Origin of the sequence: Flavobacterium sp. P21 (assembly GCF_050632225.1) — a bacterium.
Classification (GTDB): domain Bacteria; phylum Bacteroidota; class Bacteroidia; order Flavobacteriales; family Flavobacteriaceae; genus Flavobacterium.
The window spans coordinates 2,853,068-2,869,591 of sequence record NZ_CP192585.1 but is presented as its reverse complement, the minus strand read 5'-3'; the positions used below and the strand labels follow the sequence as shown (position 1 = coordinate 2,869,591).

15 protein-coding genes are annotated in these 16,524 nt (G+C 35.3%); 2 read left to right on the top strand and 13 right to left on the bottom strand.

The annotated features are described in order from the left end of the window. Window positions 1-40 precede the first annotated feature (40 nt). Together ACQ9BO_RS14245 and ACQ9BO_RS14240 are read right to left on the bottom strand one after the other, a co-directional pair. A complete protein-coding gene (locus ACQ9BO_RS14245) occupies window positions 41-427 on the bottom strand; it encodes a hypothetical protein (protein WP_431241259.1) in 387 nt (128 codons plus the stop codon). Further along, window positions 420-1,508 (bottom strand): PLP-dependent aminotransferase family protein, encoded by a 1,089-nt coding sequence (locus ACQ9BO_RS14240; protein ID WP_431241258.1) that lies wholly within the window; start codon window positions 1,506-1,508, stop codon window positions 420-422. The genes ACQ9BO_RS14245 and ACQ9BO_RS14240 overlap by 8 nt, the downstream gene beginning before the upstream one ends. 77 nt (window positions 1,509-1,585) lie before the next feature. On the opposite strand from ACQ9BO_RS14240, the gene ACQ9BO_RS14235 reads away from it, so the two are divergent. Further along, window positions 1,586-1,987, top strand: a complete 402-nt coding sequence (locus tag ACQ9BO_RS14235) for a DoxX family protein (RefSeq protein ID WP_431241257.1) — start codon at window positions 1,586-1,588, stop codon at window positions 1,985-1,987. 170 nt (window positions 1,988-2,157) lie between these two features. On the opposite strand, the gene ACQ9BO_RS14230 is transcribed toward ACQ9BO_RS14235, so the two are convergent. The 11 genes from ACQ9BO_RS14230 to ACQ9BO_RS14180 form a co-directional block, all read right to left on the bottom strand. After that, window positions 2,158-2,859: a DUF5597 domain-containing protein gene (locus tag ACQ9BO_RS14230; protein WP_431241256.1), complete on the bottom strand. Its 702-nt coding sequence runs from the start codon at window positions 2,857-2,859 to the stop codon at window positions 2,158-2,160. Further along, a complete protein-coding gene (locus ACQ9BO_RS14225; RefSeq protein ID WP_431245123.1) occupies window positions 2,847-3,647 on the bottom strand; it encodes a beta-galactosidase in 801 nt (266 codons plus the stop codon). Before ACQ9BO_RS14225 ends, ACQ9BO_RS14230 begins: the two co-directional genes overlap by 13 nt. 225 nt (window positions 3,648-3,872) lie before the next feature. Continuing rightward, on the bottom strand, window positions 3,873-6,080 hold the full coding sequence (locus tag ACQ9BO_RS14220) for an endo-1,4-beta-xylanase (RefSeq protein WP_431241255.1): 2,208 nt from the start codon (window positions 6,078-6,080) through the stop codon (window positions 3,873-3,875). Window positions 6,081-6,092: 12 nt separating this feature from the next. Further along, on the bottom strand, window positions 6,093-7,457 hold the full coding sequence (locus ACQ9BO_RS14215) for a glycan-binding surface protein (RefSeq protein WP_431241254.1): 1,365 nt from the start codon (window positions 7,455-7,457) through the stop codon (window positions 6,093-6,095). A 36-nt stretch (window positions 7,458-7,493) separates the two neighbouring features. Further along, the gene (locus ACQ9BO_RS14210; protein WP_431241253.1) at window positions 7,494-8,360 is read right to left on the bottom strand and encodes a RagB/SusD family nutrient uptake outer membrane protein; all 867 of its coding nucleotides are present in this window, start codon (window positions 8,358-8,360) and stop codon (window positions 7,494-7,496) included. Window positions 8,361-8,383: 23 nt separating this feature from the next. Next, window positions 8,384-9,091, bottom strand: a complete 708-nt coding sequence (locus tag ACQ9BO_RS14205; protein WP_431241252.1) for a RagB/SusD family nutrient uptake outer membrane protein — start codon at window positions 9,089-9,091, stop codon at window positions 8,384-8,386. A gap of 45 nt (window positions 9,092-9,136) precedes the next feature. Beyond that, the gene (locus tag ACQ9BO_RS14200; RefSeq protein ID WP_431241251.1) at window positions 9,137-12,304 is read right to left on the bottom strand and encodes a SusC/RagA family TonB-linked outer membrane protein; all 3,168 of its coding nucleotides are present in this window, start codon (window positions 12,302-12,304) and stop codon (window positions 9,137-9,139) included. A 508-nt stretch (window positions 12,305-12,812) separates the two neighbouring features. Further along, window positions 12,813-13,844 carry a LacI family DNA-binding transcriptional regulator gene (locus tag ACQ9BO_RS14195; protein WP_431241250.1) on the bottom strand — a complete coding sequence of 344 codons (1,032 nt, stop codon included), beginning with the start codon at window positions 13,842-13,844 and terminating at the stop codon, window positions 12,813-12,815. Window positions 13,845-14,063: 219 nt separating this feature from the next. Continuing rightward, window positions 14,064-14,456, bottom strand: coding sequence for a hypothetical protein (locus ACQ9BO_RS14190; protein ID WP_431241249.1), 393 nt, complete (start codon window positions 14,454-14,456; stop codon window positions 14,064-14,066). Next, on the bottom strand, window positions 14,431-14,763 hold the full coding sequence (locus ACQ9BO_RS14185) for a cation:proton antiporter (RefSeq protein ID WP_431241248.1): 333 nt from the start codon (window positions 14,761-14,763) through the stop codon (window positions 14,431-14,433). Before ACQ9BO_RS14185 ends, ACQ9BO_RS14190 begins: the two co-directional genes overlap by 26 nt. Then, on the bottom strand, window positions 14,760-15,542 hold the full coding sequence (locus ACQ9BO_RS14180; RefSeq protein WP_431241247.1) for a cation:proton antiporter: 783 nt from the start codon (window positions 15,540-15,542) through the stop codon (window positions 14,760-14,762). The genes ACQ9BO_RS14185 and ACQ9BO_RS14180 overlap by 4 nt, the downstream gene beginning before the upstream one ends. Before the next feature lie 418 nt (window positions 15,543-15,960). Here ACQ9BO_RS14180 and ACQ9BO_RS14175 point away from each other — a divergent pair, with 418 nt between their 5' ends. Continuing rightward, on the top strand, window positions 15,961-16,482 hold the full coding sequence (locus ACQ9BO_RS14175; RefSeq protein ID WP_431241246.1) for an ankyrin repeat domain-containing protein: 522 nt from the start codon (window positions 15,961-15,963) through the stop codon (window positions 16,480-16,482). Window positions 16,483-16,524: the final 42 nt, after the last annotated feature.

Genomic DNA, 16,524 nt, shown 5'->3' with positions numbered 1-16,524 from the left:
AAAATAACCCAATTTTAAAATCAATACTGGTCCAGAAAAGCTACGAAAGCACTTTTTTCAAAATCGCAAAAGCTTTCTCCATTTCACTTTCATCTAAAGATGCAAACCCCATTCTGATGGCATTTGTATCGAAAAAATCATTTTTATAAAACTTTCCATTGCTTATTGAAAGTCCTTTTGCAGAAGCATCATTCGACATTTTCTCCAAATTAATATTCTGATGAAAATTTGCCCAGACTGCCAATCCGCCTTCGGGAATTTTAAATTCAATTTGATTTTTAAACTCCGATTGGAGAATATCACAAAAATGATTTCTGCGCTGTTTGTAAATTTTTAATGATTTTCTGAAATGCCTTTCCATTTCTCCATTTTCAAATAATACAGCAAAAGCTTCCTCCAAAAGCGTATCACCTTGTCTATCAATCATTTTTCTCAAAGATGATGCTGACTTCAATAAATGCAGTTGGTCCAACCATAAAACCTATTCGCAAAGCCGGCGCAAAAGTTTTAGAAATAGATCCAATGTAAATCACATTTTGATTGTGATCAATGCTTGCAAGCGGTAAATACGGTTTGTTTTCGTAATGAAAATCAAAATCATAATCGTCTTCAATAATCGCAAAACGGTATTCTTTGGCAAGATTGAGCAATTTCAAACGGCGTTCCATACTCATTGTAACGCCTGTTGGACAATGATGATGCGGAATTACATAAACTGCTTTTATTTTTTTATGTTTCAAGATTTCTTCCAAATATGCTGTATCCATTCCGTTTTCGTCAATCGGAATTCGCTCTAATTTTGCGCCAGAATATTGAAACGTCTCATCAGCTGTTGTAAAACTCGAAACACCAACAGCAATTATATCATTAGAATTCAGAAGCAATTGCGAAGCTAAATAAATTCCCATTTGACTGCCTTTTGTGATGATCATATTTTCAGGAGAAATTGACAAACCTCTCGTATTGGAAAGATAATTGCAAATCGCAATACGCAAGTTTTCTGATCCAAATGAACTTCCATATTTCAAGAAATTTTTTCCATAAAATTTTCGAGACAAACTCCTATATTCTCGCATCAGCTGATCGATTGGTGCCAAGCGGACATCGGGAAAACCGTCATCAATAGTTATTTGGTTTTTCTGAATGTTTTTTCCTGAAGTAATAATTTCTTTCTGAAATTTATTTTCCCAAATAAAACCTTCTTGTAATTGTTTGTTACTGTTTTCCGATAATTTTATTTTTGAAATTATAGGAAGCTTAGAAAGTACAAAAACACCTTTTCTATCAATTGATTCAGCCCAGCCCTGACTTATCAATTCTTCATAAGCCAATTTCACCGTATTTCTGTTGATTCCGATAAGTTCTGCCAAAACACGAGAACTTGGCAAAATATCTGATGGTTTCAACGTTCCATTGGTAATCAATGCAATAAAGGTATTGCAAACCTGAATATAGAGCGAAACCGAAGATTCGCGATCAACTTGAATTAATGATTTATAGGGCAACATCTGGGCTGTAGTTTTTATTAAAATTGGCTCGTAAATTTACCCAACATCTTTTTACTTTTACATAAAAATTTATCCAAATGAAAAATATATCCCTATCACATGCCGGTTTTATATTAAGAATCTTTTTAGGAATCACTATGCTTTCTGCTGTTGCAGATCGTTTTGGCCTTTGGGGCGCACCAGGAGCACCGGGCGTAGCTTGGGGAAATTGGGACAATTTCATTGCTTATACGCAGACGCTAAACTCTTTTGCAAGCAAATCTCTAGCAGAAATTTTGGGTGCTGTGGCTACATTTTTTGAAATTGCCTTTAGCTTGCTCTTAATCATCGGATTTAAAACACGATACGCCGCACTCGGAACAGCAGGATTAATGTTGCTTTTTGCAATTTCCATGTCGATCGCAATTTCTATAAAAGCACCTTTAGATTATTCTGTTTTTACCAGTTTCTGTCTTCGCTTTGACACTTTCTGCAATTGAAAAAACGTCTTTTTCTTTAGATACAAAGTAACAAAGTAACAAAGGTGCAAAGGTTTTTGCTCACATCTTTAAAAAGAATAAACCCGACAGATTTTAAAAACCTGTCGGGTTTGATTTATAAAATACAGTTTGGAAACCTTTGAAACTTTGTCGCTCTGAACCTTTGAACCTCATTCAAAAGAATACAATTTTATCTTCTGAATTTCATAATCATCAACGGCAATTCTTAAATGACGGCCTTGATGAGTTTGATCTCCGTTAAAATGACGAATGGTTTTCCATACTCCGTTTTCAAAAATTCCTTGATCTGTTTTTAAAATTCCTGCGTTTAATTCTTTATTCTTTAAAGGTTTGAAAGTCACAACAATTCCGGAACCAGAAATATAGAATTCGTCTGGAGCAATTTCGATTATAATGGCACTTGTCATTGGCCAAACTGCTTCTTTGGCACCATCTGACCAATTTAAAGTATAATCATGTTTAAAAGTAAATTCATAATTTCCTAACTGAATGATTTGTGACTGATTTTCTTTATCCAATAAAACGCCATCAATTTTTCCTTGTCCTTTATTTACTTCAATAACAGGTGTTAATTGTTTTATCAATTCATAAATTTTGCCCAAAGGTTCTTTTTTGGCATCTCCTACAGACTCAATTGAAAAAGGCGAAAATCCAATCGCTTCATAATGCCCAATGGCATATAAACCTTTAAACGGCGCCGTAGTATCAAAACGATGTTCTGGAATAAACAACGGATCGCCTTGACGTGTAAACAAATCATTCCAATGCTTAAAATTAGGATTGTAAAAATCTGGTGAAAGAAAATCAATTGAATTTCCTGTAGCTTTCCAAACGTCCATTACGTGAGGCAATGGACCTGCACTTGGGTATTCACCTGGTTTTTTTCTGGTGCGTTTAATGCCGCATTTACAAACATTGGCAATGAGTAAGCTTCTTTTCCTGCTTTGGCTACTTTATTGGTAAATTCTGAAAAATACCAAGCCATAAAAATTTCATCAGTCTGAATTCCTTTTCCAAAGATTTGTTCCCAATTTCCTTTAGTTTTGAAACCATTTTTCTTCCAGATTTCTAAAAACTCAGGAACTAATTTTTCCTTGTTTTGTCGCATGTATTTTAATAAAACAGCAGGAACTTCTTTCTGGAAAGCAACATTTGCTTCTGGACAATAATCTCTAGCTGTTGGCAACATTCCAATTTCATTTTCGACCTGAATCATAATTACCGTCTGCTCTTTCTGGTCGAAATCTTTGATATGTTTCATCAGTTTTTGAAAAGCACTCAAATCGGCGACCAAATTATTCTCGTTGAAAGGCGTCAGGATTTCATGACTTTTATTCTTGTCATCTTTGATTCTTGGATATTTCTTCTGATTCAATTTTACCCATGCCGGGGCGTGACTTGACATACTGTTTTTCCATGAACCAAACCACAGAAATACCAATTTTAAATTCTCTTTTCTGGCTTTTACAATTAAATCATCCACTAAAGAAAAATCGAATTTGCCTTCTTCCTGCTCTATTAATTCCCAATATATCGGCGTCAAAACTGTATTCAAATTCATGTCGGTAAGTTTGGGCCAAATCGGCTCCATACTTTCCATTGTGGTTGCTGAAGAATTTCCTAATTCTCCACCACGAATTATAAACGGTTTTCCGTTGACAATTAACTGTATTTTATTTCCCTTTTTTGAAGATTCGGAATTTTTTCTTGAGAAAATCCAAACTGAATAAATAGTATTAAAAGCAGGAAATAATTCCTTTTTAGAAAATAAAGCATTCTGATTATTTTAAAATTATAAAAAACAAATAATCCATGCACAAACCCGAAATGGAATTTGTGTCATGGATTACTTCAAACTAAAAAATTATTTTTTTACTAATTCACCAGAGAATCCAGTGCTTACATCTTTTCCTGCAAGTCCATCTGCAGTTCCTTTGTAAGCATGTTTGCGTACATAATTTGCATCCCAAAGGTTTGGAGATTCATTTGGAAGCCAGAACTCGTGCTCTTTTACACTGTCTGAAACACCCCAAATTGTAATTCCGTATTGCTGTGCCGCTGGAATGTATTTTTTGTACATATCGATAACATATTGATACATTGCCGCTTGAGAAGCTTGTTGCTCTACTGTTGGTGTAGCAGTTCCTAATCTGATATCTAATTCAGAAATTTTGATCAATTTTCCTGAAGCCGCCAGTTTTTGGAACATCTGAACAATTTTATCTTTATCAGTTGTCAGCGAAATGTGCATTTGAGTTCCAATTCCGTCAACTGTAGCGCCTTTACTTTCAATGTATTTCACATATTCGATCAAACCATCACATTTGTCTAATCTTGATTCCAGATTGTAATCATTGATGAAAAGCTTATCAGTAGCATTTCCATTTGCACGAGCTAATTTAAAAGCAGTTACAGCGTAATCTTTTCCTAAGTATTTCACCCATGAGAAATAATCGGTTGCTGTATCACCTTCGTTTCCACTTCTTAAAGTCCCGTCTTCTTTCATTGGTTCATTTACAACATCCCATGCAAAAACGCTTGTTTTATAGTGCGCCATCATTTTAGTAATCCAATCTGCCATAGCATTGCCAATAATGGTAGTTTTTTCTGCATCAGTCTTATCAATATTAACTGGCGGAGTCGCTCCTCCGCTTGAAGTTCCGTCAGAAACCACCACATTATCGATGTAATATGTTCCTGCAGTTCCTCCTAAATCAAAGTTCAACCCAGTTTCTGTTCCATTTCCTTTAAACTTCCATTCAATCAATTTCCAAGTTGGTGAAGTTGCCTGATCTCCTTGATAATGTGCTGTTGTTCCAGTCGTAGAGCAACGTACAGAACCTGTTGCTTCTGAACGAATCATAAAAGAAATTGTATAATCTTTATCCAAAATTAGCTTGGAAGTAAAATCAGCGTGAATCTGTGTTTTCCATTGATTAGCCGCATCGCTGGTAGCGTTTACAACTTTCAATGCTCCGTTTCCTTCGTAGGCATTTGCTGTTGGTGCAAGGGTCATAGCAACAGTTGGTACAGCAGGATTGTACTGCGACCATCCTGTAAGGTCTGTGTTAAATTTACCATTGGAAACCAAATTCGTAACTCCTACAGGCGCATCTAAATCTACAACCGCAAGCGTATTTACATCAATTAAATACGTCACATTTGGCAAATAACCTAAATCAATATTGAATTGAAAACTTGTGCTTCCTGCTTTAAAATCACCCGGAGCCAATTTAATTTTAACCTGTTGCCAAGAAGATGTCGTTGCAAAGGCTTCTGTCCAAGATCCTCCCGTAGCGTACCAATCTTTGTATGGATATTGATTTGTCAGAGAACCATTAAACGAAATACGTCCTTTTCCAGCAACATCTGATTTGATATAAAATGAAATTTCATAATTATGAGCAATATTAATAGGGACATTTGGCGACGTCAGCTGTAAATTGTAAGTCGCCGAAGATGTCGCACTTGACTGCAATTGCACTGCTTGTGAAGTACTTGTAAGTCCAGAATTTGCTACTACCGAAATTCCTTTTCCTGGATTATTTCTTGACCAGTTTGTAAAAGCACCGCTTTTTAAACCTGCAATATCCAAAATATTTGTTCCGCTTGAACCTGGAATTACTGTTGGAGCAATAATGCTGTTCAAATAACTCGCATTTTGATTGGAATGCCAAACAAGAGTGTGTCCAAAAACTTTTAATCCTGCTTTCTTTGTTTCTGCAATAAAAGCATCAATTGTCGCAAAATTTATTTCCCCTTTTGAATTTACCATTGCGCCGTGTTTCATTGCGTAGCCTGGCGTCACTTCGTCAAAATTTTCATTTACAATTTTGCGGTAAGCGGCATCACTCATGTATAAATCTGCTCCAATTCCGTTTCCAAGAACGAAGTCAGTATAATTTTTTAAAGGCTCGTAACGGCTAATTTTTTCGACTAGCTCTAATGGAAGCTCTGCGCCAGTTACAGCACCGTGTTCCGGATCTTTTTCCCAGTCCATTAAATTATCATCGCAAGATGACAAAAACATTAGAGACAAGGCGACTATTGGAAGTATATTTTTATATTTCATTTGGATGCTTTTTTAGTTAAAATCGTTATAAACTGGCGTGTTTAAAGAAACTATTCTCCAGTTGTCTGTATACACTTTGACAGAAGTTGCTTTTGCCGCAAATTCTACTTCACTTGCAGTTCCTGTAACATCTTTAAGTTTCACGTTTGAGTTTTCGAAATAGATTCCGAAGTTCTGGTAAGTTGCGGCTTCTCGGAATGCTAAAACAGTTTCGAAAGTATAAGCTTCTTTAGACCAAGCGTAGAATTTATTTAACGGAATTGTTACAGTTCTCCAACCAGTTGTTTTAAATTCTGTTGATTTTCCATCAACAATCCACGGAACATAATTATAAACAGCGCCTGCCCATTCTCCTCCATTAAAGTTATTAATCATGCATATTTTTAAGAAACCTGAATCTTTCCACACATCTGGAACAAAAACATCAAATTGAAATGCAACTTTATCTAGCGGTGTATTTGCTGGAATATATGGCGTCAACTGAGCTCTCCAGTTATCAACTCCGTTTCCTGCAGTCCATACTTCTGAAAGACGATTTTTTCCTGCTTCAAAAGAAGCGATACGAGCCGGACGATGCGGTACATATTTTCCTTGCGAAACATTCCCAATTCCAATTGCGGCTGATTCTAAATCTGCTGGCTGAATCATACTTGTGCTTGTTCCCCAATATCCGTGCTGTCCTTGTCCGTCAAAATTAAGAAGCAATCCTTTTTTGAAATTGAAGTATGCCGGAGAATAAACTCCACCGTTTGAACCTTCAACGAATAATGAACCTCCATTATCTGAAACTCCGTTTGGCATTGTAACCATAAAAAACTCACCATCAGGATCTGAAACAATTCCGGTTGTTACCACCACATTTCCAGGGAAAGTTACTTTTTTAATTTCTGTCAAACCAGAGCCTGAAACTGTAATAATTTCACCTGGATTAGGCATTGTATTCGAAATGTCAGTAATCGAAGGTTTTCCCGAACGAATATCAAAATTGAACGTCGTTTCTGTATTATCATTTACAAAACGAATTGTATTTCTGACAGCTGGATCAGCTTCAATTGTAGGCGTATCAGATGAAACGCTGACAATCATCGAATTATCAGAAACAAAAACGACATTAAAATACGTTGAATATCCATTGATGAACACTCTTCTTAATCCAGTAAACCCTGAACCTTCAATACGCAATGTCTGACCTAAACGAGCAAAATTCACTTCTCTATCTGGAACGGTTGAATTTACATCTTCTAGAAATACTTTGCTGATTACTATTTGTTTACTTGCATTATCATTACTATCACAGGAAGTAAACAGCATACTAAAAACCATTATTCCAAGAAGCGCAATGGATGCCCAATACTTTTTATTTAAAATATATTTCATATTAATCTTTCTTTTAGATTTATTATTTTCAGATTATTAGAATAAGTCTTTGATTTTTTCTTCCTTAAACTCATAAGGAACTGGATTTTCTCTCAACAATGGATTCTGAACCAATTCAGATTCTGGATAAGGCAAAAGGAAAATAGTCGCATCAATTACACCGATTGAACGTGTACTGTTACTTCTTGTAGCATCAATTGAAACTGTGTTTGTTGCAGAATCATATAAAATCGGTACTATAGTTCCTCTATTTTGAGCCGTTACATAATTTATTACTTCTTGTTGTTTGTAATATGATCTTCGAACTAAATCATACCAATATTGTCCTTCCATACATAATTCTACTCTTCTTTCGTGAATAATATCAGCATAAGTCAAAGTTGTTTTTGGATCAAGTCCTGCGCGTTGGCGAAGCGCATTTACTCCTGCAATTGCCAAAGCATCTGCAGTTGAAGCGTTATTTCCTAAAGCGGCTTCAGCATAATTCAAATAAACCTCTCCTAAACGCAACATATAAGTGTTTAAACCTGAATTCATACGAGTCGTTTTAGGATTATCTTTTGTAGAACCTACAACGCCTTTTTTAACTGTAAGGAAATCCTTTCCATGATCTACGGTATAACCCCCGTTTGCTTTGTTTATTTCTGCATAAAAATCATCGTCTCCCATCCAAGTTGCTTTACGGCGGGCATCTTTAGATTCATATTCTTTCAGAACATCATAAGAAGCTCTAGTCCAATAACCCCAAGCCGCATCATCTCCCGTAATATCAGAGCCTAGTGCAAAATATGCCTGTTGTGTATTGTTTACTCCATAATCGCCATTTGGAACCCATTGAAGCGCAAACATTGATTCTGGATTGTTGTTATTGTCAATTTTAAATAAATCAGCATAATTAGCCAATAATTTGTACGGACCAGAATTGATTACTTTTTCTGCCGCTTTTTTGCTAAATCGAGGTATTCTTGTTTTCTTGTTCCGCTGTTTGGATTATCACTTACGCCAGAAAAAGACAAATAAACTCTAGAAAGCATTCCGTAAGCACTATATTTTGTCAAACGTCCCGCCTGACCTGCAGTTTCTGGAAGATATTTCGCGACAAATTCTAAATCGCGAATAGCAAATTCATAAACATCTTTCATCGGGTTTTTATTTACAACCGGATTTTTAACCAATTCTCTAGGATCTGTAGAAATAATGGCGTCACCCCAAAGCGATGCCAAATACCAATAAGCAGTTCCTCTCATAAAACGAGCTTCAGCAATATATTTGTTTTTGATAGTCGAATTTACATTACTATCTGAAATACCTATAATTACATTATTAGATTGTTGTACAACATTGTATAATGATCCCCAAGCCGAAACTAAAGGGCCTGTCAAACCAGTTTCAGACAAATCTGTAAATGGATAAACGTAATCTGAATATGGTGCATACAAGTTATCTGAACGTCCATCTCCTAAGCCGTAATAGAATTTATCATTAAAATCGAACCAAACTTTATTGTAAAGTGGTCCAGTCGCGACCTGAAAATCAGCTTCCGACTGGTAAAAATTTTCTTTTGTAATTTGATCTTCAGGTTCAACATCTAAAAGATCACTGCAACTTGTCCAAACAAATGGTAATGCGATCAAAAGAACCGAGTATATTATTTTTTTGTTTTCATTGTCAGCAAAATTTTAGAAATTAACATTTAATCCAAGTGTAGTAATCATTGGCGAAGGATAGCGTCCGTTATCGATACCTGTTAAAAGTGCATCTTGATTTAACGAACCAACTTCTGGATCATACCCTTTGTATTTTGTGAATGTCAAAATATTTTGAGCATTTGAATACACTCTTATATTTGAAATTCCGTATTTAGAATATAATTTTTGAGGCAAATTATATCCGATCGAAATATTTTTGATTCTCACATAAGAACCATCTTCAATAAATCGGTTGCTGAAACGGTAATTCGATGATGATGCCGCTGATGAAGCCGCAATTCTTGGCATATAAGGATCTCCTCCAACAATGTGAACATTACGGTAATCGTTTGGTCCAGTTGGATCAATTAATTCCAATTGTGCATATCCTAAAGCTGAAGTCAATAAATTTGTGTTTTCACGAGGATTTTCTAACCAACGTCTTTGGTAGTTTGCAACATCATTTCCGTAAGAACCTGTCACCAAAACACTCACATCAAAACCTAAGAAAGAAAATGAGTTATTGACACCAAATGTAAAATCAGGATTTGCATTACCAATATAATCACGGTCTTTTTCGTTGATTACGCCATCTTTATTAATGTCTTCAAAAATATAATCGCCAATCCAAACACCATTTTCACCAATTTTCATTCCTTCTGGCAAAGCAGTTGGTTGTACTACTCCGTTTTTATCTTTATAATAAAAATCTGTAGCATTTTCAAAACGTCCTATAACTTTGTAACCGTAGAATTGTCCAATTGGTTCTCCAACCGCAGTACGCGTAACAACTGTCACATCAGAACCTTGCTGAATGCTTTTGTTCAAAATTCCTGTTTCTGTATTCAATGAAAGCACTTTGCTTCTATTCATTGAGAAAGTAACGTTAGTTTTCCAAGTGAAATCTTTTCTGTCCATGTTCAAAGTATTCAATGTAAACTCAATACCTTTATTTTCAAGCGAACCAACATTTACCCAAGGTGAAGATGTTGCTCCTTGCCCTGTCGTACCAACATATGCTGGCAGAGGCAATTGCAGAAGCAAATCGTTAGTTTTTTTATAATAAACATCTGTAGTCAATTCGATTCTGTTGTTTAAGAATCCTAAATCAAGACCTACGTTTGTTTGAGAAGACGTTTCCCATTTCAAATCTTTATTTGCTGTATTTGCGGCAAGAAGTCCAGTTCCCCAATTTGTTGCAGAAGCATTATAAGTCGAAGTATAAGCAAAGTTTGGTACGTTTTGATTTCCTACTTCTCCCCAACCAACACGCAATTTCATATTGTTGACTACTTTGCTGTCTTTTAAGAATTCTTCGTTTGAAACTTTCCAAGCCACAGCCGCAGATGGAAACCAACCCCAACGATTTTCTTCAGCAAATTTTGAAGAACCGTCACGACGAATAGTCGCTGTCAATAAATATTTGTCGTTGTAAGAGTAAATCAATCTAGCAAAATAAGATTTTAAAGCACTTGTATTACTTGCATTTGAGTTTTTCGCAGTTGTCGCGTCACCAGCATTTAAGTCTGTTGCGCCATTAGTCAAATATCCTGAACGGTAACCGTAAAGATTTTCCCAATGTGACTCTTGCATCTCTTGAGAAACCATTGCATTGATATTGTGCGAACCGAACGTTTTATTGTAATTCAATGAATTTGTCCAAAGCCAAAAATCACTATTTGATTTTGTTCTTGTTCCTTCACGAACATCATTTACAAGAGCACCAAAAGTGTATGATGGACTAAAAGTGTAATTGTTTACAAAACTATAGTCTACAGAATATTGCGTTTTAAATTTCAGGTCTTTTGTAAAACTGATTTCAGCATAAGTGCTGGCTCTCATATTATAATTGATATTATGATTGTCTTTTATAGAAGCCAGACCAATTGGGTTGTTTTGTACAAATTCAGTTGTATCTGGGCCATCAAAAGTTCCGTCTGCGTTACGTACAGCAACGTTTGGAGTTTGTTTAAGAGCTGTCAGAATCAAAGAATCATCAGTAACAGTAGTTGTTTGGTTGGTTTTGCTCATTGCAAAATTTACTCCCACCTTAAAATAGCTTTTTAGTTGAGAATCAATAACCCCTCGCAAATTAAAACGATCAAAACCAGATCCGATAGCAATACCTTCCTGATCTAAATACCCAATTCCCATTGCATAAGTAGTTGCATCAGAACCTCCAGAAGCTGATAAGTTGTAGCTTTGCATCAAGGCAGTTGTAAAAAGCTCTTTTTGCCAGTCTGTTCCTTCACCAAGCAAATCAGGTCTAATGAAATAATTGTCACGTTGAACGATTCCTAAATCTGAACGCGTATTTTTAAGCGTACCATATTCTTTCAAATTTAGCAAATCCAAGTGTTTTGGAATTTCTTGCCAACCAACATAGCTGTCAAAGTTAAGCGCCATTTCTCCTTTTTTCCCTCGTTTTGTTGTAACGATAATTACTCCATTTGCGGCTCTAGATCCGTAGATTGCCGTTGCCGAAGCATCTTTTAAAACATCCATCGAAACAATATCTGAAGGATTGATGAAAGACAATGGATTTGAAGTTGCTCCGCTTGCTGTACCATCAATAATAACCCCGTCGATTACATATATAGGTTCATTTGATCCGTTTAATGAACTTATACCACGAATACGAACTGAAGAACTTGCTCCTGGCGCACCACTATTGGCTTGCATTTGAACCCCTGCAACTCTTCCTTGCAAAAGCTGGTCAACAGTCGTTGTTACCGACTCTGTAACTGCTTTGCTTGAAATTGAAGAAATTGCACCAGTCAAATCACCTCTTTTCATGGTACCATAACCTACTACGACTACCTCTTTTAAGTCATTTGAATCTTCTTCAAGTGTTACATTTATTTTTGTTTGATTAGCAACAGCTACTTCTTTTGTTTTATATCCAATGAAACTGAAAACCAAAACGCCGTTTGCAGGCAATGTATTAATGGTATAGGCACCATCGAAATTAGAAACCGTGCTGATATTAGTTCCTTTTACAATGATATTAACACCAGGTATTGGTCCATTTGCATCTGAAACTACTCCAGATACATTGGTTTGGGCATTTACCGCGGCAGAAAATACAAACATCAGGAATAACATCCCCAGCTTTTCAAAGTATTTCCATTTGCTTTTAGTAATTAAAAAGTTAGTCATAAATGGTTGATTTAATTAGTTAATAGTTATGGTTAGTTGTTTTTTATAGACTTATCTTAGTTTGAACAAATATATATAAAATACAACAACACACAACCGGTTGTGCAATTTTTTTATTCGAATAATTAAAAAAATACCCGTTTAAAAAATATATACTACATTTTTTTTATTAAAATTTTAAACATTTAGCAAAACACTATTCTCTATCTACGAAAACGTTGTAGATAAAATAGTGTTTCATTGAAAAAACTAAAAAAAATGTAAAAATTAAGATTGGATTTATTTTCAATTTCAGTTCGCAAAGCCAACTTGATTGAACTGTAAGTAAACATTGAGTAATTCAACTGCAACGTAAGAAAAATGCCAAGATCTTAATTTTATTCAGAAAAATAAACTAAAAAGACAATCGGTTGCTCAGAATAGCAAAAAAAACTCCCGTCAATTGAAATGACGGGAGTTCTATAGTATTGAAAATAAGCCTTCAATTTAAGGCCAAAGACTTTGGCTATTATTTTCTATGGGAAGATTCTCGAACCAGGACTTCGGTATTTAAGAATGTTATCTCCTGGACTTCACTCTCTTTCAAGGATTTTAGGTTTTTTATAATAATTTCAGCAGTGGCTTTACCCATTTTTTCCGCTGGATGTGTAATCGTAGATAAGTTTGGATCAATAATTTCAGAAATTGGATCGTTATTAAAACCAATAACTGCTAAATCTTCCGGCACTTTTATGCCTCTTTTTTTGGCAGTCTGAACGGCACTAACCGCAATAATATCTCCAGAAGCAAATAGTCCATCTGGAAGCGGTTTTAGATCAAACAATTTATTGCTGGCTTTTACTCCATCTTCATACGTAACCGATTTCAAATCAACAATCAATTCATCAATTATAGGCAAATTATGATCACGCAAAGCTTCCATGTAGCCACGTTTTCTTTCATTATAAAGGTTTCCAAATTCGGCACCAGCAGTTAAATGTGCAATTCGAAGACAACCTTGCTCAATTAAATGCTTGGTCGCTTTATAACCTGCCGAATAATTGTCGATTACAACTCTAAAAGTATTATAATCCTTCGGAACCCTGTCAACAAATACGAGTGGAATATTATTATTTGAAAATTGCTCAAAATGCGCCGTATCTCTAGTTTCCATTGCAAGCGAACAAATTACGCCGCTTACGCGATTACTATACAATGATTTAGCCATATTCACTTCATCATGATAGGAGTCATGCGACTGCATAATAATAACCGAATAATCCGATTTTTGTGCTGTAATTTCAATACCACTAATAAGTGATGACAAAAAGGGCTGTGTAACCGTTGGAATCAAAACCCCAATTGTTTTTGTTTTATTGCCACGCAGTCCTGCCGCCAGAGTATTAGGAACAAATCCCATTTCTTTGGTCGCTTTTTTGACTTTTTTTATCGTTTTATCACTTATTGAATGATGATCTTTTAAAGCTCTTGAAATTGTGGAAGTCGCTAAATTCAACTTCTCTGCAATATCGTAGATCGTGACGTGTTTATTCTCTTCCATGAAATAAATAATATGAGATGTAAATATAAGTTATTTTACAACATTATATGGATTTCTAAATTTGAGCCAAGTTAATTTTCTAATTATCTAATTACTTTTATTCCTCATACATTTCCATCCAAAGGCGTGTTTCTTCAAGATCAAGCTCTTTTTCTATCTTTCTGAAAATCTCCTCATTTACAGAGCCATTTTTGTGCATTACTTCTAATTTTGCACGCTCTACATTAAGCAGATCGATTTGCAGTTTTGTAAAATCATTGAAAATCTCCCTCCCATTACATTGCCTTTTCCAAAGAAATTTGCAGGAAGTTCTGTTTTCTGCAAGCGATTGAATTTTACTTCATATTTGCTTTTGATATTATGAAGCAAATCGTCATTCAGAAGTGAAAAATTATCTTCAATATGGGCGATCGTTTCAGAAACAATCACATTTCTGATTTCATATTCTTCAGCCAAAATAGAGTACGGCTGTAATTTTAATTTTCGAATGAGCCACGGAAGCGTTAATCCTTGAACTACCAAAGTCGAAAGTATAACACAGAAAACCAAATAAATAATAAGATTACGAAGCGGAAATCCCTCTTTTTCATTCAGCATTAATGGCAAAGCCAATGCGGTACGCCATAGAAACCACACCACGCATTCCAGACCAGCCAAAAATAATCATGTTTCTATAATCAAATTCTTCGTTTTGACGGATTTTTTTGCTGAGAAACCTCGGAACCAATGTCGCCGGAATAATCCATAAAAAACGAACCAAAATAACCACTATACTAATACTCGCTCCCCATAAAAATAAAGAGGTACCCGAATAATTGCTAATTCCCGAAATAATATCGCGCAACTGCAGACCAATTAATATAAAAATCAGTCCGTTTAAAATATTGGTCAAAATATTCCAAATCGTTCCGGCCATCATACGGCTTTCATGGGTAAAAATGCTTCCCGATCTCGCCGACAAAAAAGTCCGGTTGTTACTACTGCAAGTACTCCTGAGCATTCAAAATGTTCTGCCAGCAAATAGGATGCAAAAGGTGTTAACATTGTCAATGTTGCCTCAATAATATCATCGCAGACAAATCTTTTATGAATGATACTCATAACGTAACCAACTAAAAGACCAATTGCAATTCCTAAAGTTGACATGATAAAGAAATTCAAACCTGCTTCCCACAACACAAAATTACCAGCAACTATAGCAGTTAATGCATATTTATAGGCTACAAGTCCGCTTGCATCATTCAGCAGGCTTTCACCTTCTAAAATAGCAATCAATCGTGGGTGAAGTCCAAGTCCTTTTGTAATTGAAGTTGCAGAGACAGCATCTGGAGGCGAAACTATAGCGCCTAGCAAAAACGCTAACGGCCAAGAGATATCATCTATAAGCATATGCGCGGCAACCGCAACCGAAAATGTGGTAAACAAAACCAAACCAACTGCCGCAAGCGTTATCGGACGAATTGTTTTTTTAAACTCATACCAGCTTGTGTACCACGCCGCATGGTATAAAAGTGGCGGTAAAAAGATAATAAAAACGACTTCTGGATTTAAGGCAATAACAGGAAGTCCTGGAACTACGCTGATCGCAACACCACAAAGCACTAATACTATAGGGATAGGAAAATTATATCTTTTGCTTATCAAGCTCAAAAAGGCAACGCCAAACAGAAGCATTATAATTACGGTAATATTTTCCATTTAGAAATGTTTTGGATTTTTAAGGTTTAATTTTGGAAACGGCTACTAAATTAATATTTAATCAGAATTATACCTTTTTGTTTTGTAAAAAAACATTCGACAAAATAATTTTACCGATTTTTTGTAGAGACGCACTGCAGTGCGTCTCTCCTACAGATATACTTTGCGTTACAATTAAATTTTAATCCGAATTAAACTTTTATCACGATTATAAGTCTTATAAAGGCTGAATCAGACAAAAAAAGTCTTAAAATCTGCTTAAAGCAAAAGTTTCTAAGCTAAATAAATTGATTTACTGAGATTAATTTTTACATTTGCGTTATTTTTATTTATTCTAAATAGAACAGCTTTTTCTAAAATTTTAATCTTTAAAAGAGCTAACAACTTTAACTAATTGAAAAACAACAAATACCAAAATATGAAAAAGAATTTCTTTCTTTCTTTAGCATTAACTACCGCTTTATTTGTTAGTGCGCAACAAAAAAATACTTTATTAGACGCTTCATTCTGGAAAACAGCTCCAGATGTAAATACCGTTAAAGCAGAAATAGCAAAAGGAAATAATCCTGCAGAAGCCAATGCAAACGCTTTTGATGTTACTACTCTGGCAATTAACAACGACGCACCTCTAGAAAGCATAAAATTTTTATTAGACCAACCTGGAAATCCTGTAAGCAAATCTACTCACGATAATCGTATTTATTTACACTGGGCGACTTACAGAGGAAATACTCAACTTGTACAATATTTAATCAGCAAAGGTTCAGACATCAATCTTGAGGATAGCCACGGCACTACTCCGCTTGTTTTTGCCGCCTCAAATGGACAATCTGATCCAGCGCTTTACGAAGCTTTTTTAAAGCAGGAATCAATCCGAAGAAAAAATATAAAGATGGAGAAAACTTGCTTCTTTTGGCTATTCCATCGGACAAGGAATTAAAACTGACTGACTTTTTAATCACAAAAGGTTTATCGCTAAAAG